Below are 18,844 nucleotides of genomic sequence, written 5' to 3'. Positions count from 1 at the left end.
ACTTGGCTGAACCACTTGACCGGTATGACGCGGAACTGACAACCCCGGACACTGTCATCCTCGAACTCGTCGCCCAGGACAAGATCGATGCTGCGGCCCAACTGGCCACGAAGCTCCACGCGGCTGGCCGGATCACCAACCTCGAGGGCTTCCTGGAGCAGGTACATTCACGTGAACACCAACTGGCAACGGGGCTTCCCGGGGGAATAGGCCTTCCGCACGCCCGCAGCGAGTACGTGGACAGGATCTCCATCGCGGTGGGCGTGACCAAATTCGGCCACGCCCTGGATTTCGGCGCAACCGATGGGCCTGCAACCCTGATCCTCCTCATCGCCACCCCGGCAAGCTCCTTCTCGGACCACCTTGAGGTGCTGGCCACCCTTGCCCGGTCCCTGTCGAAGGAATCTTTCCGGGAATCACTCCGCCGGGCGCACGATCCCGAAGTCATCTCAGAGCTCATCAACTCCAGCTTGGTGTTCTTCGACCACTGAAGTCTTGTGCACTGAACACCCGTTTCGTTGTTCTACAGCTGGACGAAGTACGGTTAAGGGGTGTTAAAAACCGCGTTGAAACCCCGCTGGATCGCAGGACTGGTCTTTGCGCTTGTGCTGTCCGGGGTGTTTGTGCTGCTCAGCCAATGGCAGCTCAGCCGGTCCACCCAGCACGAGCCTCCCGCGCCGTCCAGCATCGAGGAAGTAAAACCCCTTGTGGACGTCCTCAAGCCGGGCGAGTTCTTCCATGGATCCGTCTCCGACCAGATGGTCAGCGCGACCGGAAGCTATGACCCCGACAAGCAGGTCCTTGTGGAGGGCCGCCTGTACAACAACCAAAAGGGTTACTGGATCGTCTCCGCCTTCGCGGTCAATGACGCCCCAAAGCTCAGCGGCGTTGCCGCCTCGCCCCGGACCTGGATTCCGGTAGCCCGCGGCTGGGTGGCCGACGCCTCCCAAGCCGGGCCGCCGCCGTCGGGCACTATCACCTTGACCGGTCGCCTCATCCCGTCTGAAGCCCCCGTACCGAACGTCGACGCCGGTCCAGGACGCGCGTCGGCAGTGTCTACCGCGGAACTCATCAACGACTGGCAAGTCTCCAGCTATCCCGGCTTCGTCGCCGCGACGTCGGAGATGGCCGGTGGGGTAGCTGTGCCGGCCTCCGACACGATGAAGCCCCTCAATATCCCCGCGCAGCCGCCTGCCGAGCAGGTCAACTGGCTGAACCTCTTCTACGCGGTGGAGTGGGTAGTCTTTGCCGGCTTCTCGATCTTCATCTGGTGGCGGCTGGTCAAGGACGACTACCGCCGGGACCTGGAAGAGGATGAGGACGACGAGTTCGACGGCGAAAACGGTACAGTCAGCGAAAACGGCGCTGAAGAGCCCACCAGCACAGATTCGACAAGCCCAGAGCAACAACAAAAGGTGCAGCAATGATTGAGCCCAAACCGGCCATCCAGCCCGAGCAATCCGGAAACAAGCCCAAGAAGCGGCGGTTTGGCGGAACGGAAGCCCAGATCCGTTCTGCGCTGAAGTTCTACAAGGTGATGGCCTACCTCACGGGTGCGATGCTTCTTCTGCTGTGCGCGGAGTTGATTGCCCGCTACGCCTTCGGTGTTTCGCTCTACGCTGGCGGTACCGATGCGGTCACCGGACAGCCGTTCGGTTTCGGTTTTGCCGAGTCTGAGCCGAAGGGAGTCCTTGGCGGCTTCAACATCTCCACGTCGGTGCTGATCGTGCATGGCTGGATGTACGTGGTCTACCTGGTCTCGAACTTCCGGCTGTGGTCCCTGATGCGGTGGCCGTTCTCCAAGATGGTCCTGCTGGCACTCGGTGGCGTCATTCCGTTGCTGTCGTTCTTTGTCGAGAAGAAATTCCACGCAGAGGTTGAGGCCGAGTTGGCCGCGAACCCCCAGGCCTCCAAGCGCTACTAGGCACCACTGGGCGCCGCGGGTGTGAGATGCCTAACGACCGGCCCGGTTTTGGCCCTTCCGCGCCATCGTCAAGGTGCACCGGGGCGGTCCGGCAAAGTAGTCTTGGTGGGTGACTACTCCCACCGCACCCCAGACTTCCCAGAAGCCGGTGCTGGTTGTTGACTACGGTGCCCAGTACGCGCAGCTGATTGCCCGCCGCGTCCGTGAAGCGAATGTGTATTCGGAAATCGTTCCGCATACCTTCACCACCGAGCAGCTTCTGGCCAAGAACCCGGCAGCCATCATTCTTTCCGGCGGACCCTCCAGCGTCTACGCCGAGGGCGCGCCGTTCGTGGGCCCGGACCTCTTCGAGGCCGGCGTTCCGGTTTTCGGCATCTGCTACGGATTCCAGGCCATGGCAAATGCCTTGGGTGGCAAAGTGGCCCAGACCGGTTTGAGGGAATACGGTGCAACCGAAGCGCTCCTCGTGGGTGACGCACGTTCCATCCTTGATGGCGTCCCGGCGTCGCAGAACACCTGGATGAGCCACGGCGACTCCGTACACGAAGCTCCCGAGGGCTTCGAGGTACTGGCTACTACGGCCGGTGCCCCGGTAGCGGCCTTCGCCAACGACGAGAAGCGCCTTTACGGTGTGCAGTGGCACCCCGAAGTGAAGCACTCGGTCCTGGGCCAGCACGTCCTGGAAAACTTCCTCTTCAAGGGCGCGGGCCTTACCCCGAACTGGACAACCGGGAACATCCTCGAAGAGCAAGTGGATCGTATCCGCGAGCAAATCGGCGATTCCAAGGTCATTTGCGGTCTCTCCGGTGGCGTTGACTCCGCCGTCGCAGCTGCATTGGTCCAGCGTGCTGTCGGCGACCAGTTGACCTGTGTCTTCGTGGACCACGGCCTCCTGCGTGAAGGCGAAGCCGAGCAGGTTGAACGGGACTTCGTTGCCGCTACGGGTGTCAACCTGTACGTTGCCAATGAGCAGGAACGCTTCCTCTCGGCTCTTGCCGGCGTGAGCGATCCCGAAACCAAGCGCAAGATCATCGGCCGTGAGTTCATTCGCGCCTTCGAGGAAGCGGAACGGGCCATCATCGCCCAGGCCGCAGCCGACGGTGAGAAGATCAAGTTCCTGGTCCAGGGCACCTTGTACCCCGACGTCGTCGAATCCGGCGGCGGCGAAGGTGCTGCGAACATCAAGAGCCACCACAACGTGGGTGGGCTTCCCGAGGACCTGCAGTTCGAGCTTGTCGAGCCGCTGCGCGCCCTGTTCAAGGACGAAGTCCGTGCCGTCGGCGCTCAGCTTGGCCTGCCGCAGGAAATCGTTGGACGCCAGCCGTTCCCCGGCCCCGGCCTGGGTATCCGCATCGTTGGCGAAGTGAACAAAGAGCGCCTGGACCTGCTGCGCAAGGCTGACGCCATTGCCCGTGCGGAGCTGACGGCCGCCGGTTTGGACAACGACGTCTGGCAGATGCCGGTCGTCCTGCTCGCAGACGTCCGCAGCGTTGGCGTACAGGGCGACGGTCGCACTTACGGGCACCCGATCGTGCTCCGTCCGGTGTCCTCCGAGGACGCCATGACGGCTGACTGGTCCAGGTTGCCTTATGACCTCCTGGCCCGCATCTCCAACCGCATCACCAATGAGGTGGATGGCGTGAACCGCGTGGTGCTGGACGTCACAAGCAAGCCACCGGGAACCATCGAGTGGGAATAGCATTCTGAATGGCCGGCCTCCCTTGGGAGGCCGGCCATTGTGCTCAAACCGGGGGCATCGTGAGCCTCCAAGGGCCAGTTGGTTGCGAACTGGCGGCGAATTTCGCGTCGGAACAGCGTTGCGAAGTGGGCTGGCGGGGTATTCCGGCTACCCTCGAAAGTATGCCGGTATGGTCCAGGGCGTCTAAAGCTAGTACAGAAAAGAAGGCAGAAGTTGTGTCATTAGGTCTAGGCCAGGAAGAGGGCTCCGAGGAGCTCAGGAAATGGCTGTCTGGTCTTAAGCCCGTTACCGGGGCAGATACGATGCTGCGTTTCGTTAAGACCCCGGAAGGCGCCATTGACCTCAGCAATGCGCACCCGTCGGGCCTCGCCCAGCTGCTCGCGGGCCGCAGGACGCGCCTGTCAACTCTGATCAGGGACAGGCAACAGTATTTGGTCGCTGCCCGGGCAGCCCGGAATATCCGGTCCAAAATTTTCGAGCTCAGCAACGACCGCGGTATCGAAGCCGGATACTTGTCCGCCGGTACCGTGGTGTGGACATCGGCAGTAGGTGGGAAGCCCCAGCGCGTTTCCGCGCCGGTCATGCTTACGTCCATTGTCCTCACCGTTCGGCCGGGCGAGGACGACTTCGAACTCCAGCTCACCGAACAGGCCCGTATGAACCCGGCCCTGGTTCGGCACCTGAAAACGGTGCACGGCATCGTCTTTGACGTCAATGCGGTCGCACGCATGGCCTACAACACCGCAAGGCTCGACCCCCAGCCGGTTTTGGACCGCTTGGCTACCTTGGTCCAGCCCATTCACGGCGCGGAGGTGGAGTTCAACCTGCTCGTCACCACCTTGGCTGACCTTTCCGGGAACCTGGATGATCCGTGGATCAACATGAACAACCCCACTGTGGCCGCTTTGGCCAGTGCAGCCAACGGTGGCGACATTGAGCCTGAACCCATCAAAGCGGGCAGGTTCCCCGATCTTGACCAGCGGAATCCCGCCGATGAGCTCCTCTTGCTCGACGCCGACACGGACCAGCAGTACGTGGTGGACGCAGTGCGGGCTGGAGATTCCCTTGTTGTCAGCACTCCGCCGGGGAGTGGGCAAACACAGACCGCGATCAACGTCATCGGTGCCTTGGTCAGCGAAGGCAAGTCCGTACTGGTGGTGGGGGACAGGCAGTCCAGCCTTGCTGGTTTGTCCGCGCACCTGGAGTCGCTGGGCCTTGATTCGATGTTCTTCCGGCCGGGCAATGGAACTACGCCGCAGCAGCTTAAGGGCCAACTGGTCCGTGCCATCATGCGCAGCGAGAAGGCCCTGGAGCCTCAGCAGGGTAACCTTCACCAGACGTTGATCGAGCACCGGCATGCCCTGATGGACCACGTGGCATCCCTGCACAATGTCCGTGAGCGTTGGGGTTGCTCGCCGTACCAGGCTATGCAATCGCTCGCCGAATTGACGTCCATCCACCCTGCGCCATCCACGACGGTGCGGTTGAAGCGCAGCGTCCTGGACAACATCAAGGACCGCGAGGAACTTGCCGGCCGGTTGCGCCGTGCGGCCGAACTGGGCAGCTTTAGCCGAGCCTCGACTTCCAGCCCCTGGTATGGCGCACGCCTGGTGACCCGCAAGGAGACAGAAGAAGCCCAGCAACTGGTTCTTTTGGCTGAGGAGAAACTCCCCATCCTGCGTGACCGCATGAAGCAGGTTTCCGACCACGCCGAAATCAGGTTGGGCGAAACGTTCACCGAATGGGGAGCCCAGCTTGAACTGCTGATTGCCGTGCGGGAAAGCCTGGACAAATTCACCCCGGACATCTTTGACCGGCCTGTCCATGACCTCATCTCCGCGACAGCCAGCTCCGCATGGCGACGTGAACGGAACCTGGAAATGCCGTCCATGCAGCGCTCCAGGCTGCGGCGCGTAGCCAAGGAATACGTACGGCCCGGCGTCCACATCGCGGACCTCCACAGTTCGCTGGTACTCGTCCAGGAACAGCGAGCCTTGTGGGCCGGCTACGCGACGACGCAGCGTCACCCGGCTGTGCCGTCCGGCCTTGCCGACCTCGGTGCTCTTTACCGGGAATTGGACGGCGAACTGCACCGGCTCGGCGAAGCCCTCAAGCACACTGCTGCCGGAGGCTCCCTGCACCAGACGCCGTACCCGGAGCTCATGGAGCGGTTGGAACGCCTTGTAGCGGACACAGCCACCCTGGAGACCCTGCCCGAGCGGACGCTGTTGATTGAAGAGATGCGCGAGCACGGTCTTGGTGAGTTGCTCGCTGACCTTGCTGCCCGCGAAGTCCCGGCACCCTCGGTGGCCGCGGAGCTGGACCTTGCCTGGTGGCAGTCTGCGCTGGAAGCCATGATCAGCGGCGACGACTACCTTGCTATGTCCGATGGCGATTCGCTGCGCCGCCTCGAGGCCGAATACCGCCTCGCGGACCAGGCCCACATCGCCAGTGGCGCGGCCCGGCTTCGTTGGCAGCTGGCCCAGAAATGGCGTCAAGGCATCCTCGAACACCCGCGGCAGGCCGAGTTGCTTCGTGCCCTGTTGAAGGATGGGCGTGTGACGTTGCCGGCACTGAGCGCCCAGGCACCGGACCTTGTTCCGCTGCTGGTGCCGGTCTGGTCGGTCAGTCCTTACCTGCTGACCGGAGTACTTCCTGCAGAACAGAAGTTTGATGCTGTGGTAATCATCGACGCTGAGTCGACCTCCCTGCAGGCAGTTCTTCCCGCCATTGCCCGGGCACAGCAGGTAGTGGCCTTCGGAGATGCAAAGATCGCCAACGCCCGCACTTTCAGCGTTGCCGTGGAACCTCCGGTTGCCGGTGTAGCCAGCCACGAGGTTGTGGACAGCGCCTTCAAGGCGCTTGCCCGCGTGCTGCCCACATGGCAGTTGAATTGGGTTTACCGTGCCGTGGACGAGGACCTGATCCTCCAGCTGAGCAAGAACTACTACGACGGCGGACTGCGGCGCCTGCCCGAGGGCAATTCCGTCACCGGCCTGGACCGTTCGATCCTGGTGGAATACATCCCCGATGGCACTGGCCTCCCGGGGGCTGACCACGAAGGTGTTGAGTCCGTCACCGCGGAAGTCAACCGTGTGGTGGACCTGGTGTTCGAACACGCCAGGCTTCGTCCCCGCACATCCTTGGCCGTAGTAACGGCCAGCCTCCGCCATGCGGCCAGGATCGGTGAGGCCATCAGGCTCCAACTGCCAAACCATCCCCTCCTGTCCACTTTCTTCGGGGCCGGTCCAGAGTCCTTCAGGGTAGTGGACCTGGAGCGCGCCCAGGGCTTGGTGCGGGATCACGTCATCTTCTCCCTCGGCTACGGTCGCACACCTCACGGGCGTGCGCTCCACTCCTTCGGGCCTTTGTCCACCGAAGGCGGGCGTAACCGCTTTGCTTTGGCAATGACCCGTGCCCGGCGGTCCATGCACGTGCTGACGTGCTTCCGCCCCGAAGACCTTGACCAGGATCGATTGGCTCACGGTGCCGTGGACTTCTACGAATTGCTGGACCGCGAACTCTCTGGAAACAGCAATCTTGGAACGCCTGCTTCCCGCGCCGTGGCCAGCGAACAAGCGCTGGGTGAAGATCCCTTGGTGGCAGATCTTGGGGAGCGGTTGCGTGCTCGTGGAGCACGTGTGTGGCATCTCTACGATGGCGTGCTGGACATCGCTGCCGCCGCGGATCCGGTGCACACCATTGGCAGGGAAGGCGCTGAGATCCCCACCCCGGTGGCCATCGAATCCGATGGCACCGAACGCTACAGGCGTATGAGCGTGCGCGAGCGAAGCCGTCTGCGGCCACAACTGCTGGAGCGCATGGGGTGGCGGTACATGTCGTTGTGGACGATCGAAGTGTTCACGGACCCGTCGTCCTGCGCCGACCGCATCGGATCCTACCTGGGACTGGAAAACCACATCCCGCAGCTCGCTTCCTCTCCCCAGCATGGCTTCCTGGACGTGGATGTTGAACAATTGAACCTTGACAAAGCACCGCCTTCCTTCGCGCCCAGCGCACGAAGGGCGGCCGGCAGGAGCGAGGTTGGCTCCAAGCCGGCCGATGCTGCAGCCGACAACGGAAAAGAAGCACCAATGACGGAACAAGTAACCGGCGGGGAAGACAACGCTGCTGAGGACTCGGAAAGCACCGGCCAGGCCGGCGCTGAGGGCTCGGAGGAGTCGAAGGCTGTTCCAGCCAAGCCGGCCCCGCAGGGCATTCTTCCAACCAAGGCTGCAGAGGACGACCCCCGCCGTTGGGGAGACGAGTCCGGTTATGACCACGAGGAGTGGCTCAAGGAGCAAAAGCCCCCGCACTGGGGCTGATGCCAGCCTGATGGAACGTCCTTTCACGGGCTGACCAGTACAAAGAAAAGCTTGCCCTGCGTTGATGCGCCGGCAAGCTTTTCTGCTTGCTGTGGGTCGGCAGCCACAACCACCAGGCCGTCGTTGTCACCCGTACCGAGCCACTCCCCGGCCTTCCCGCCTTGGGCAGAGGTCCACAGCACGGCAACAGGACCAGCCAGGACCTGGCTTTCGCGGGACTCATCGTAGGATCCGGCTGCGGTAAGGACCACGGACACCAACTGGCCGGGGGAGAGCAACTGGATGGATGAAGGGTCGGCCATCCGGAGTGGAACCGCTGCCGTGCCCGGCGGTGTTCCGGTGAGCAAGCCAGGACCCAGCAGGCTGGACTCCGTGGGGATCTGGCCCCGGCCAAGGGGTGCAGCGAGCTGACGCCCTGCAAGGGCGCCAGGGTCCTCAAATGCGGTGGGGATTGCCAAACCCTGGGTTACAGGAATGGTCGTGAAGTCGGAGGCGGCCAGGTTGGTTCCGCCGGGGAGGTCCCGGGCAGCCACCAGTACGTTGACGCGTTGCTCAGAAGCGGGCGTGAGCTGCTGGACTGCGATACCTGCAGCCAGGCAGAGCAGGAGCGCGACAGTGAGGCGGCGGTTTCGTCCGATCAAGGATCCGAACCTGCGCTTCAGGCCACGAGGGTTGCCCGGACGGTTTTGGCTGAACCTGGAATCAAGGGGGGCGCGCAGCGGCATACGCGATGGGGGAGACCATTTACCAGCGGCTGCCGCTGATCGCTCTGCCCGGGCAAGGAGGGTGCTTCGTGACTGATGTGGCATGCAGCCACGCTACCCAGCACGGCACCCACGGAAACAGTGCCAGGTTGGGCTATGTGGAAAAGGGAGCTCTTAGCTGGCTGCGGCTGCCGGTGCCGGAGTCGCGGCGGGAGCCGACGACGCAGGCGCGGGCGCTGCGGGAGCGGCCGAAACCGTGCTTCCTTTGGCGTCGCGGGAGTCAGTGCGGTAGAAACCGGAGCCCTTGAAAACAACGCCAACGCTGTTGAACTTCTTCCGAAGCGCTCCCTTGCATTCGGGGCACTCCGTCAAGGAGCTGTCAGAGAAGGACTGGACGATGTCAAAGGCATGGTCACAGTCTTTGCAGGCGTATGCGTAAGTGGGCACTGAATTCCTCCTTCAGGACATGGTTCAGGTCCTGTGCCACGCATCCGGAGCGTCTCCGGGTTAGCAGTCGCAGGGCCTGAGTGCCAATTCTATCATCCGGTGCCATTGCAGCATTCGTGCCGGACTGAAGCTCATAACATCGAAACGGGGCCACCTATTCCGGGCCGTCGACGCGAACGGTTCCAGAGGGCGTGAGCACTTCCCGCACGGGGCGGTCGAAAGCTTCGGCGGGTATGGAACCGGAAGGCAACAGGTCGTCGTCGTACACCACAGCGATGGTGGGCGGCCGCTGGCCGGATGCGTCGAGTCCCTGGAGGAGCCGGTCATAGTAGCCACCTCCTTGGCCGATCCTGTTTCCGTCCCGGTCAACAGCCGTAGCCGGCATGAAAATCCCTGCGGCGTCGGCCACGACCGAACTTTCCAGCCGTTCGCCCTCGGGTTCGTCGATGGGGGCGTAGGAGGACCGCACGAACACGGTCGACGGCGTCCAATACACCCAACTCAGTTGCCTTTCCGGCTCGCAGACCGGGAGCAGGATACGGTGCCCGGCGTCGTGCAGCGCCTGAATCAGGGGCAGCGTGGGGGGTTCGAAAGCGACTCCAACGTAGACCGCAAAAGTGCCGGTGGCGGTGGCCCTTGTTGCGGCCCATTCCGTGCCGTGCCGGGCTATAGACGCGCCGGCGGCTGCAATCTGCTCTGGCGCAAGGCTTCGCCTGTGAAGCCGGCGGCTGCTCCGGATCTCTTCCTTCGTTGCCATATGTATCCGTTCTTTGGGTCCGTACGTAACACCGGAAGGAGCAATAGGGCTGCCCTTCCCTGAAACAAAAAACCCTCTTTCGGTGCGGCGGGGTTTAGCCGTTGATGTCTTCCTTCCGTTAGATTAGTCCGGTGACTCTCGATAACAATGCTGTCCGTAAGGCCGTCATCCCCGCAGCGGGCCTTGGCACCAGGTTCCTGCCTGCAACAAAGGCGATGCCCAAGGAAATGCTGCCCGTGGTTGATAAGCCAGCCATCCAGTACGTCGTCGAAGAAGCCGTTAAGGTGGGCCTGCACGACGTCCTCATGATCACGGGACGCAGCAAGCGCGCCCTTGAAGATCACTTCGACCGTGTGCCGGCCCTTGAGGCCACGCTTGCCGAAAAGGGTGACACTGCCAAGTTGGAGGCCATTCAGTCGGCCACCAACCTGGGCGACATCCACTACGTTCGCCAGGGCGACGCCAACGGGCTCGGCCACGCAGTCCTTCGTGCAAAGCAGCACGTCGGCCACGAACCGTTCGCCGTGCTCCTTGGTGATGACCTGATCGATCCGAAGGACGACCTGCTCAGCGAGATGATTGCGGTCCAGCAGAAGACCGGCGGATCCGTGGTGGCCCTCATCGAAGTTGAGCCCTCAAAGATCAGCGCCTACGGCTGCGCGGACGTGGAGGACGAAGGTGAGGACGGCTACGTGCGCATCAAGCAGCTCGTGGAGAAGCCCTCACCGGAAGAAGCTCCGTCAAACCTGGCTGTCATTGGCCGCTACGTCCTTCACCCGGCCGTGTTCGAGGTCCTGGAGAAGACCGGACCGGGCCGTGGCGGGGAAATCCAGCTGACGGACGCACTGGAGGTACTGGCTGCGGGCGAGGGCGAAGGCTACGGCGTGTACGGCGTTGTATTCCGCGGCCGCCGCTACGACACAGGCGACAAACTTAGCTACCTCAAGGCATGCATCGAGCTTGCCTGCGAACGTGAGGACCTCGGTCCCGAATTGCGCGAGTGGCTGCCGAACTTCACTGCAGCGCTTCCCAAGTAACAACGGATGTACGGCTCTGCGATCTGGCCGGTGACGCTGGAAAGCGGAGACCTGTTGCTGCGGCCCATCCGCTACCGCGATAAGCGGGAGTGGACCGAAGTACGTTCACGCAACAGTGAATGGCTGGCGCCATGGGAGGCGTCCAACCCGGCTCCGGGTGGGCGCCTTCCCAGCTACCGCCAGATGGTGGGCTCCCTGAACGACCAGGCCCGTCAGTCCACCGCGCTGCCATTTGTCATTGTCGAGCGGACGCCCGGCTTCCGTGAACCGAAAATCGTAGGCCAGTTGACGGTATCGTCCATTGTCTGGGGTTCGGCGATGATGGCCACCCTGGGCTATTGGGTCGATAAGGACCGTGCCGGGCATGGCATCGCTCCCACAGCCGTAGCGATGGCCACCGACCATTGCTTCCGCGTGCTGGGCCTGCACCGCATGGAAATCAATATCCGCCCGGAGAACGCGCCAAGCCTCAGGGTTGTGGAGAAACTGGGTTTCCGCGATGAGGGCTACAAGGAACGGTACTTGCATATCAATGGCGAGTGGGCCGACCACCGTTCCTTTGCACTTACTTCCGATGAAGTTCCCGAAGGACTCCTGCGCAGGTGGCTCAGCGGACAAACGGGCAGGTCATAGGCCTTTTCGGCCCTAACTCCAGTCATTTGCGGACTCGCCCACGACACACCGGCCTCAATGCCGCCGCCCCCGGTCATTTGCTTCTACGGTTTTGAATGTGGACTTCCCTCTCAGCAGCTCAGTGATACTCGTGGTCGCTGTCGCGCTGTGGATGGTCTGGGTGGCGCCTTATGTTTTACGGAACAGGCGTTCGCAAGTCCAAACAGTGGCTGTTCCAGCAGACGCAATCGACGACGAACCAGACGAACCGCAGGCAGGGGTGGTACTGACTTTGGCACCTCAGCAGGAGAAACCGATGGAGACCATGCACAGGACAGCACCGGCGTCGCCCCAGGGATCCTCAGCGGCCGAAACTGATGCCCGGAACTCGTCCTCCACACCCTTCACCATTCGGTACGCCCGCTTTACGTTGGCGTTGTCGGGCCTTGCCCTGCTTTTGACGGCGATCGTTTCAGGCATCCTTAGCCTCTTCGGTAAGGGATCGCTGTGGTTGCCGCTCGTCTCGCTGGTCGGTGCGGTAGTCGCCGTCGTGGTGTTGCGCAGGCTTGCCCTTCGGGACCTGCGCGAACGACGCGCGCGGCGTGCAGCGCAGGCAGCGCCGATCCCGACTCCCGCCCGTTACCTGCCAAAGGAAGAGCCGGCCGAGCCCAAGGCGACCACCGTCTTCGATGCCGAGGCCGCCAGCCGCGAAGCCAACCGGCCTACAGCTGATGAACTGCGTCAAGCCGCGCTGGCAGTTGCCGTTGCCGCCGGGGATGATTCGGCCAGGTCTGCCCAGGAATCCAAGGGCGCAAGCTGGAAGCCTATCGAGGTCCCGAAGCCCACGTATGTCGATGCCGCGAAAGCAGCCCGCCCGGCACCTGAGCCGCTGGATCTCCCGGAAGCCCCCAAGCCCGTGGGCAAGCCCATCTTGAAGCAGAACGCCGAACAGGCCGAAGCGGCTGCGGTTTCCGTCAAGAGCCAAAGCGCCCTCAGCAACCTGGATGACGTCCTTCAGCGCCGTCGCGCCTAACAGCCCTCCATGACCAGCATCTGCGTTGCAGGGGGCACCGGCCAGGTTGGCCGGGAAGTTGTCCGCCTCGCCGTGGCTGCCGGGCACACAGTCTCCGTTCTCAGCCGCCACGTGCCAGCCATGGCCTCAGCGGATCGTCTCGACGGCGCAACCTACTTCGCTGCCGACGTCACCACGGGCGACGGGCTGGCCGCCGCCCTGACGGGTACCGACGTCGTTATTGATTGCCTTGAGGGACAGTTCGGCAAAGCCAAAAAGCAATTCGCCGACGGCGGCGCGCGCCTCGCCGCGGCTGCCCACCTGGCCGGGGTGGCCAGGATTGTGGCGCTGTCGATCATCAACTGCGATCTGAGCACCTATTCGTATTACGTTTCCAAGGCCGAAAAGGAGCGCGCGTACGCCGAGTCGCCGCTGCAAACCGTGGTCGTCCGGGCCACACAGTTCCACAGCCTCATCGCGATGGTCTTCGCCGCAGGCGCGCGACTAGGGCTCGTCCCCACTTTCAACGGCGCCAGGTTCCAGACCATCTCGCCGGCGGATGCCGCGGCCTCCCTGCTCGAAGCAGCCACGTCTGAGTCGGGGGCTCCACCGCACAGTGTCCGCACTGTAGGTGGCCCGGAGGAGCTCACCATGCGGCAGATGGCGGAGGATTGGAAACGCGTCACGGGCGCCTGCGGAAAGATCATCGGGCTGCCGCTGCCGGGCCCGATGGGCGCTTACCTGCGTGCAGGCCATAACCTGGTCCCCGAACAAAGGGTTGGTTCCGAGACGTTCGTGTCGTGGTTGGAAAAGCGCCGCGAAACTTTATAGCCTAGGGACACTGGTCCGGCATCAAGCCGGACCCAGGGGGCTATAGCTCAGTTGGTAGAGCGCTTCGTTCGCATCGAAGAGGTCAGGAGTTCGAATCTCCTTAGCTCCACACTTTGCGGTCTGATTTCCTGAGTGCGAACCGCAACACTTGATCTGCCTGAGAGCTGCGGTAGGCCGGACTGTTGTCGCTTCTCCTAACGCCAAAATCTGCCCAGCTATTGACACTAAGCCCTACGCCCGTAGGGTTTAGTGTATGCAGAAGGTGGACGGAATAACCGTCGCGGAGGTTGGGGACAGGCTGGGCATCACCCGCGCTTCAGTTCATGACCTGATCGACTCTGGCCGGCTGACGGCCAGTGGTCGTGCTGGCCGCGTGCTACTCATCGATCGATCGTCGGTAGAGCGTCTGACCCATGCCGGCACCCGGCGCGGCCGCGCCTGGGCGGCCAAGACTGCATGGGCTGCACTGGCGATGCTCTCTGGTCAGAACCCCACGTGGATCAGCGCTTCGGAGAAATCCCGGTTGAAGAGCCGACTACGAGAGCTGGACGCAGACGCCGTTCGTGTTCTTGCCCGAAAAAAGGACAAGACCCACCGCTACAGGGCTACACCCGACGGGCTGGCCGCACTTAACGACTATCTGATCCCGAGTGGTGCCTCGGCCACGCGCGAAGAATCCATTGCAGAGACTTTCGGGATGGCTGGCGGGAGCGGGACTGCCGAAGGCTATGTCATGATCGGCGACGTAGCCGCCCTCGCGGATGCATTCGGCTTGGTTGAAGATCCTGACGGCAACGCCATCATTCGTGAAGTCGAGTTGCATGAACCCTTCGCCGATGGCCGGGCACCCATGGCAGCCATTGCAGTAGACCTCATGGATTCACTGGCAACCCGCGAACGCAGTGCCGGACAGCGAGTCATCAACGAACTGCTCCATGTCTGAAGCTGAACCGGACGCCGTCGCCGAAGCAACCCATGACCGCGAGACCTGGGACGTGCCCCTACCCCAGGGAGGCTGGCTATCGCCATGGCCACAATGCGTGGAACTGGCCCGAGCCCTGCCGTCCACCCAATGGACGTTGGTCGGTGGGCTCATGGTGCAGCTGCACGCTGCGGCTGCTGGTCTTGCCGTCTTCCGACCAACAGCGGATGTCGACATCGTGCTGCACATCGAGACAGGTGCGGCGACCACGGCGAGAGTTAGTGCTGTCCTGAACGGACTTGGGTACACCTTGGAGGAATCCATCTCCCATGACGCACCAGCCCACCGTTTCGTCCGCGGCAAGCAGCAGATCGACGTGATGGTGGCCGACCATCTGGCCCCGGTAAAGATTCCGGCCCTCGGCGGACGCAAACCGTTCCAGGTATCCGGAGGCACGCAGGCGCTGCAGCGGACCGTGAACTGCCGCTTGGCCGTCGACGACGACCCACCTGTCCTCATCAGCATCCCGAATGCCCTCGGGGCGTTGGTCTTGAAAGGCGCGGCCTACCGCGAAGACTCCCGCGACAGGGACCGGCACCTCGACGATGCAGTCGTCATCTGCGCGACCCTCAGAACGCCGCTGGTCACTGCGGCCCAAATGAAGGGTAGCGATAGGTCACGGGTTCTTTCCCTGCACAAAGAACTGGCCGACCCGGGGCACCGATCGTGGCAGCTGCTGGACCCAGCCGACCGAACACAGGCCATGGACGCACTCCACATACTTGCCGTCAATCACAGTCTGCCACCGGCTAACCGCCTCAAATCGTTTTGACCGCCTCGGCCGCATTCGACAAGATAACCCCATTGTCTGCGCCCGGTCTGCGGCATATCGTTAACTATCGTTCAGTATCGTTCGCAACGTATTGAGGTGGGCAAGATGCAGGATTCATTCCCCGCAGGCGGATTTATGGGCAACAGTTTTGACGGCATGTGGCAGGCCGTTGACGAGTTTCGTTCCCGGTTTGAGAAACGGTCCGGAACCAGGGCAGGGCGGGGCGAACTCCGCACGGCTGTCCTAGCACTGCTGGCAGAGCGTCCCATGCACGGCTACCAGATCATCCGTGAAATCGATGAGCGCAGCAAGGGGAGCTGGAAGCCAAGCGCCGGGTCCGTCTATCCCACCCTGCAACTGCTGGCGGACGAAGGGTTCATCAGCTCGGAGGAATCCAACGGACGCAAGATCCATTCCCTGACGGAGGCCGGTCGGGAGTACCTGGCTGAGTCTGAAACGTCCGCGCCGTGGGAGTCGTCGGGTACTGGTGCGGGCCCAGGGTTCGGGGCCCTTCCCAAAGCCGGAATGGCGCTTGCGCAAGCGGCGGCGCAGGTGGGCCGCACCGGGACGCCCAAGCAGGTGCAGGAAGCTGTTACCGTGCTCGAAGAGGCACGACGCCGGCTCTACTCCATCCTCGCCCAGGATTGACAGGGGTGACGTCGGTTCGGCGCGATCGGGCAGATCCAGTACCGGGCGGGGGTAATACCCGTGCCCGCTATCGCCGAATCCTGCGTTTCGCCGCTTGGCACCTTTCCGTCACGTGGTGGTTTGAGCTCTTACTGCCGCGGGTGGGGCTGCGTTGGGTGGGGGAGCGGAACCGGGCCCGCAGGATGCGCTCCTTCGCCCGACGGTTCCATGACCTGGCGGTTGAGCTCGGGGGCCTGATGATCAAGGTGGGGCAGTTCATGTCTTCGCGCCTTGATGTCCTTCCGCCGGAGATCACTGCCGAATTGGAAGGGCTGCAGGATGAGGTGCCTGCGGTGCCTTTCCCCGCGATCCGTTCCCTTGCCGAGGCCGAACTGGGCGCGCCCTTGGGGGCAGTTTTTGCTTCGATCGAGGAAGTGCCCATCGCCGCGGCCTCCCTCGGCCAGGCGCACCGGGCACAGCTTCTGCCCGCTAATGCCGCTGACACCGGACTCAGCAGCGTGGTGTTCAAGGTTCAGCGCCCGGGCATCCAAGCAATTGTCGACGTCGACCTGGCCGCCTTGCGCAGGGTCGGAGGCTGGCTGAGCCGCATCCGCCTCGTGTCTGACCGGGCCGATGTGGCGGCCCTGATCAAAGAGTTCGAGAAGACCAGCCTCGAGGAAATCGACTATTTGAACGAGGCGGCGAACTCAGAACGATTCGCTGCTGATTTCGCCGACGATGCGCGGGTGACGGTGCCCGCCGTCGTCTGGGAGCGGACAACCAGGCGCGTACTCACCCTTGAAGACGTCACGGCCATCAAAATCACCGACGCCGAGGCGTTGCGGGAAGCCGGCATTGACCCTGCCGAGGTCGCGCCGGTTTTCGCCTCCGTCATGTTTGACCAGCTTTTCACCAACGGTTTCTTCCACGCAGATCCTCATCCGGGCAATATTTTCGTCACTCCAACGAAAGGCCAGGCTGAACATCCATGGCGGCTGACGTTCATCGATTTCGGCATGATGGGCGAGGTGGCCCCGGGGACTCGAAGTGGCCTGCGCAAACTCCTGATTGCGGCCGCATCCCGTGATGGCAAGGGGCTGGTGAACGCCATCGGCGACGTCGGAGTGCTGATGCCTTCGGCTGACAAACCTGAGCTTGAACGGGCCATGTCGCAGCTCTTCGACAGGTTTGGCGGGATGGGCTTTGCCAAACTGCGGGACGTGGATCCACGCGAGTTCCGTGACTTTGGTGCCGAGTTCGGCACGGTGGTCCGGTCGCTGCCCTTTCAGTTGCCGGAGAATTTCCTGCTCATCATCCGGGCCATGTCCCTCACCTCGGGCGTTTGTAGTTCGCTGGATAGCCGGTTCAATCTTTGGGATTCGGTGGAGCCTTACGCGGCACAGTTGATCCGTGATGAGCGCGGTGGGCTCGCCAAGGATGTGGCGGCCCAGGCGTTGGATGCCGCGGTGGTAGCCCTGCGGTTGCCCAAACGCCTGGATGGCGTGATCACGCAGATCGAGGACGGCACGCTGCAGATTTCCAGCCGACGGCTGGAACGGCAAGTGGCACGCCTCATCCGTCTTGCACACAGGGCTGTGGGCGCAGTGGTCTTTGGGGCCGTCCTGATTGCGGGCGCCGTCGTTCGGCCAACCGACCCTGCTCTGGGTACCGTTCTGATGATCGGCTCGCTGCTGCCGCTGCTTGCCGGCTGGTGGGCCGGTCGCCGTGGATGATGGGCGCGGAATGGGCAAGGCGTTGCAGGTGCGCCCGGAAGCGCGTCTTAGACTTGCCGTGTGACTGACATCCCCGAACGCCTCCCGCCGGAACCCGGCAGCCTGGCCGGCCCAATCCTGGTGGGCGTCATGCCCGGTCAACACCCGGTTGTGGTTGAACAGGCAGCCCGCATGTCGGCCCTTCTGGGACGGCCTTTGGTGTGCGCTTACGCTGACGCTACGGTCTATCCGGTTGATGGCACCGCCGGGGGTCCCTGGGCGCCGATAGATCCTGACGGTGTTGATGAGGATTCCGAGGCCATTCCGCGCTCGCTGAAGGCATCGTTGACCGCCCAACTCGCTGGGGCGGGCGTCGAATGGTCTCTGGTGCCACTGGCTGGGGAGCCCGCACACGCGCTGGCCCGCGAAGCCCATGCACTGGACGCGTCCATGATCGTGGTGGGCACCCGGGACCATACGCTGGCGGCCGCACTTAAGGAAATGACCTCCGGATCCGTGGCCCGCCATCTAAGCCACCGTCAGGACCGTCCCGTGCTGGTTGTCCCCGTAAATCCGAGGGTTCCGGCCGACGATGACGACAACTGAGGCCAAGCGACCAGTCCACCTTCATTGGCGGTTCATTGGAACGGTGGCTGGAGGCGGGGTCCTGGGAGCGCTGGCGCGTTACGGCCTTGGTTTGGTCATTCCGGCGCCAGGGGGGTGGCCTCTTGCCACCCTGGTGATCAACCTGACCGGCGCTTTGGCGCTCGGTGCACTGCTCGAAGGATTGTCACGCAGGGGGCCCGACGCCGGAAGCCGCCGGGTCCTCAGGCTCGCCTTGGGCACGGGGTTCCTGGGCGCCTACACCACGTACAGCACCTTGGCAGTGGACGCTGTGCACTTGTTCGCAGCGGGAACGGCACCCGCAGCCATGGGTTATCTTGCCGCCAGCCTCGTGGGCGGTGCTGCCGCTACCACGGCAGGTATCTGGTTGGGTTCGTGGCAGCACAGGATCGTCAAAGGCCGGACGCCATGACAGTTGTCCTTCTGGCACTCGCAGGCGGACTGGGCGCGGCGGCCCGATTCGTCGTGGATGGACTCGTCCGTGCACGCTTCCGGACCGCGTTGCCGTGGGGCACCATTGTGATAAACGTTTCCGGTTCGTTGTTGCTGGGCTTCCTAGCAGGACTTGTCATGCGTGGGCAGGCGCCCGAGTCGCTGCTGCTGATCGCCGGCACAGGCTTCCTGGGTGGCTACACCACGTTCAGTACTGCCAGCCTTGAGACCATTCGCCTGGTCCAAAGCGGTCGAACGGGTTTGGCGCTGGTCAACGGGCTGGGAACAATGGCCGCCAGCGTTCTGGCCGCTGCAACCGGCGTGTGGATCGCTGTTCTTTGACCCCG

The 18,844-nt window shown here is 63.1% G+C and carries 19 protein-coding genes and 1 tRNA gene; 17 read left to right on the top strand and 3 right to left on the bottom strand.

The annotated features are described in order from the left end of the window. Nucleotides 1-2 precede the first annotated feature (2 nt). The 5 genes from NEK97_RS18680 to NEK97_RS18660 all read left to right on the top strand — a co-directional run bounded on the left by NEK97_RS18680 (nucleotide 3) and on the right by NEK97_RS18660 (nucleotide 7,948). Nucleotides 3-491, top strand: a complete 489-nt coding sequence (locus NEK97_RS18680; RefSeq protein ID WP_211711216.1) for a PTS sugar transporter subunit IIA — start codon at nucleotides 3-5, stop codon at nucleotides 489-491. A 60-nt stretch (nucleotides 492-551) separates the two neighbouring features. After that, complete coding sequence (locus tag NEK97_RS18675) at nucleotides 552-1,427, top strand: SURF1 family protein (RefSeq protein WP_257371220.1); 876 nt, start codon at nucleotides 552-554, stop codon at nucleotides 1,425-1,427. Beyond that, nucleotides 1,424-1,924 carry a DUF3817 domain-containing protein gene (locus NEK97_RS18670; protein WP_257371219.1) on the top strand — a complete coding sequence of 167 codons (501 nt, stop codon included), beginning with the start codon at nucleotides 1,424-1,426 and terminating at the stop codon, nucleotides 1,922-1,924. The genes NEK97_RS18675 and NEK97_RS18670 overlap by 4 nt, the downstream gene beginning before the upstream one ends. 109 nt (nucleotides 1,925-2,033) lie before the next feature. Continuing rightward, the gene (gene guaA / locus NEK97_RS18665) at nucleotides 2,034-3,623 is read left to right on the top strand and encodes a glutamine-hydrolyzing GMP synthase (RefSeq protein ID WP_257371218.1); all 1,590 of its coding nucleotides are present in this window, start codon (nucleotides 2,034-2,036) and stop codon (nucleotides 3,621-3,623) included. Nucleotides 3,624-3,784: 161 nt separating this feature from the next. Next, nucleotides 3,785-7,948, top strand: a complete 4,164-nt coding sequence (locus tag NEK97_RS18660; RefSeq protein ID WP_257371217.1) for a DUF4011 domain-containing protein — start codon at nucleotides 3,785-3,787, stop codon at nucleotides 7,946-7,948. Between the two features lie 23 nt (nucleotides 7,949-7,971). Here the strand turns inward: NEK97_RS18660 and cpaB are convergent, their stop codons facing one another. The 3 genes from cpaB to NEK97_RS18645 all read right to left on the bottom strand — a co-directional run bounded on the left by cpaB (nucleotide 7,972) and on the right by NEK97_RS18645 (nucleotide 9,856). Then, on the bottom strand, nucleotides 7,972-8,757 hold the full coding sequence (cpaB, locus tag NEK97_RS18655; protein WP_257371216.1) for a Flp pilus assembly protein CpaB: 786 nt from the start codon (nucleotides 8,755-8,757) through the stop codon (nucleotides 7,972-7,974). 69 nt (nucleotides 8,758-8,826) lie between these two features. Further along, complete coding sequence (locus NEK97_RS18650) at nucleotides 8,827-9,099, bottom strand: FmdB family zinc ribbon protein (protein ID WP_235517030.1); 273 nt, start codon at nucleotides 9,097-9,099, stop codon at nucleotides 8,827-8,829. 154 nt (nucleotides 9,100-9,253) lie between these two features. Continuing rightward, on the bottom strand, nucleotides 9,254-9,856 hold the full coding sequence (locus NEK97_RS18645) for a 5-formyltetrahydrofolate cyclo-ligase (protein ID WP_257371215.1): 603 nt from the start codon (nucleotides 9,854-9,856) through the stop codon (nucleotides 9,254-9,256). 131 nt (nucleotides 9,857-9,987) lie between these two features. Here NEK97_RS18645 and galU point away from each other — a divergent pair, with 131 nt between their 5' ends. From galU to crcB, 12 genes are all read left to right on the top strand, one after another. Continuing rightward, the gene (gene galU, locus NEK97_RS18640) at nucleotides 9,988-10,893 is read left to right on the top strand and encodes a UTP--glucose-1-phosphate uridylyltransferase GalU (RefSeq protein WP_235517027.1); all 906 of its coding nucleotides are present in this window, start codon (nucleotides 9,988-9,990) and stop codon (nucleotides 10,891-10,893) included. A 6-nt stretch (nucleotides 10,894-10,899) separates the two neighbouring features. Continuing rightward, the gene (locus tag NEK97_RS18635) at nucleotides 10,900-11,526 is read left to right on the top strand and encodes a GNAT family N-acetyltransferase (RefSeq protein ID WP_257371214.1); all 627 of its coding nucleotides are present in this window, start codon (nucleotides 10,900-10,902) and stop codon (nucleotides 11,524-11,526) included. A 130-nt stretch (nucleotides 11,527-11,656) separates the two neighbouring features. Continuing rightward, entirely contained in the window at nucleotides 11,657-12,538 is an 882-nt protein-coding gene (locus NEK97_RS18630; RefSeq protein WP_374111553.1) for a hypothetical protein, read from the top strand. Nucleotides 12,539-12,547: 9 nt separating this feature from the next. After that, entirely contained in the window at nucleotides 12,548-13,348 is an 801-nt protein-coding gene (locus NEK97_RS18625) for an SDR family oxidoreductase (RefSeq protein WP_257371213.1), read from the top strand. A gap of 36 nt (nucleotides 13,349-13,384) precedes the next feature. Further along, nucleotides 13,385-13,457: transfer RNA gene (locus NEK97_RS18620), tRNA-Ala, on the top strand. Nucleotides 13,458-13,601: 144 nt separating this feature from the next. Beyond that, entirely contained in the window at nucleotides 13,602-14,291 is a 690-nt protein-coding gene (locus NEK97_RS18615; RefSeq protein WP_235517021.1) for a helix-turn-helix domain-containing protein, read from the top strand. Next, nucleotides 14,284-15,102 carry a hypothetical protein gene (locus tag NEK97_RS18610; protein ID WP_235517019.1) on the top strand — a complete coding sequence of 273 codons (819 nt, stop codon included), beginning with the start codon at nucleotides 14,284-14,286 and terminating at the stop codon, nucleotides 15,100-15,102. The genes NEK97_RS18615 and NEK97_RS18610 overlap by 8 nt, the downstream gene beginning before the upstream one ends. 105 nt (nucleotides 15,103-15,207) lie before the next feature. Next, nucleotides 15,208-15,750 (top strand): PadR family transcriptional regulator, encoded by a 543-nt coding sequence (locus NEK97_RS18605; RefSeq protein WP_235517017.1) that lies wholly within the window; start codon nucleotides 15,208-15,210, stop codon nucleotides 15,748-15,750. Nucleotides 15,751-15,755: 5 nt separating this feature from the next. After that, the gene (locus tag NEK97_RS18600) at nucleotides 15,756-17,462 is read left to right on the top strand and encodes an AarF/ABC1/UbiB kinase family protein (RefSeq protein ID WP_257371211.1); all 1,707 of its coding nucleotides are present in this window, start codon (nucleotides 15,756-15,758) and stop codon (nucleotides 17,460-17,462) included. A 60-nt stretch (nucleotides 17,463-17,522) separates the two neighbouring features. After that, the gene (locus tag NEK97_RS18595; protein ID WP_257371210.1) at nucleotides 17,523-18,047 is read left to right on the top strand and encodes a universal stress protein; all 525 of its coding nucleotides are present in this window, start codon (nucleotides 17,523-17,525) and stop codon (nucleotides 18,045-18,047) included. Next, nucleotides 18,034-18,477: a CrcB family protein gene (locus NEK97_RS18590; protein WP_257371209.1), complete on the top strand. Its 444-nt coding sequence runs from the start codon at nucleotides 18,034-18,036 to the stop codon at nucleotides 18,475-18,477. The genes NEK97_RS18595 and NEK97_RS18590 overlap by 14 nt, the downstream gene beginning before the upstream one ends. After that, nucleotides 18,474-18,839 carry a fluoride efflux transporter CrcB gene (gene crcB / locus NEK97_RS18585; RefSeq protein ID WP_257371208.1) on the top strand — a complete coding sequence of 122 codons (366 nt, stop codon included), beginning with the start codon at nucleotides 18,474-18,476 and terminating at the stop codon, nucleotides 18,837-18,839. The genes NEK97_RS18590 and crcB overlap by 4 nt, the downstream gene beginning before the upstream one ends. Nucleotides 18,840-18,844: the final 5 nt, after the last annotated feature.

The sequence above is a fragment of the Paenarthrobacter sp. UW852 genome, assembly GCF_024608385.1.
Classification (GTDB): domain Bacteria; phylum Actinomycetota; class Actinomycetes; order Actinomycetales; family Micrococcaceae; genus Arthrobacter.
This window is presented reverse-complemented; position numbering and strand designations above follow the sequence as displayed.

Bases quoted from the DNA above. Each gene is read 5' to 3' on its own strand.
- NEK97_RS18635 (WP_257371214.1), top strand. From the start codon at position 10,900: ATGTACGGCTCTGCGATCTGGCCGGTGACGCTGGAAAGCGGAGACCTG.
- cpaB (WP_257371216.1), bottom strand. From the start codon at position 8,757: ATGCCACATCAGTCACGAAGCACCCTCCTTGCCCGGGCAGAGCGATCA.
- NEK97_RS18590 (WP_257371209.1), top strand. From the start codon at position 18,034: ATGACGACAACTGAGGCCAAGCGACCAGTCCACCTTCATTGGCGGTTC.
- NEK97_RS18625 (WP_257371213.1), top strand. From the start codon at position 12,548: ATGACCAGCATCTGCGTTGCAGGGGGCACCGGCCAGGTTGGCCGGGAA.
- NEK97_RS18670 (WP_257371219.1), top strand. From the start codon at position 1,424: ATGATTGAGCCCAAACCGGCCATCCAGCCCGAGCAATCCGGAAACAAG.
- NEK97_RS18605 (WP_235517017.1), top strand. From the start codon at position 15,208: ATGCAGGATTCATTCCCCGCAGGCGGATTTATGGGCAACAGTTTTGAC.
- crcB (WP_257371208.1), top strand. From the start codon at position 18,474: ATGACAGTTGTCCTTCTGGCACTCGCAGGCGGACTGGGCGCGGCGGCC.
- NEK97_RS18660 (WP_257371217.1), top strand. From the start codon at position 3,785: ATGCCGGTATGGTCCAGGGCGTCTAAAGCTAGTACAGAAAAGAAGGCA.
- NEK97_RS18615 (WP_235517021.1), top strand. From the start codon at position 13,602: ATGCAGAAGGTGGACGGAATAACCGTCGCGGAGGTTGGGGACAGGCTG.
- NEK97_RS18610 (WP_235517019.1), top strand. From the start codon at position 14,284: ATGTCTGAAGCTGAACCGGACGCCGTCGCCGAAGCAACCCATGACCGC.
- NEK97_RS18645 (WP_257371215.1), bottom strand. From the start codon at position 9,856: ATGGCAACGAAGGAAGAGATCCGGAGCAGCCGCCGGCTTCACAGGCGA.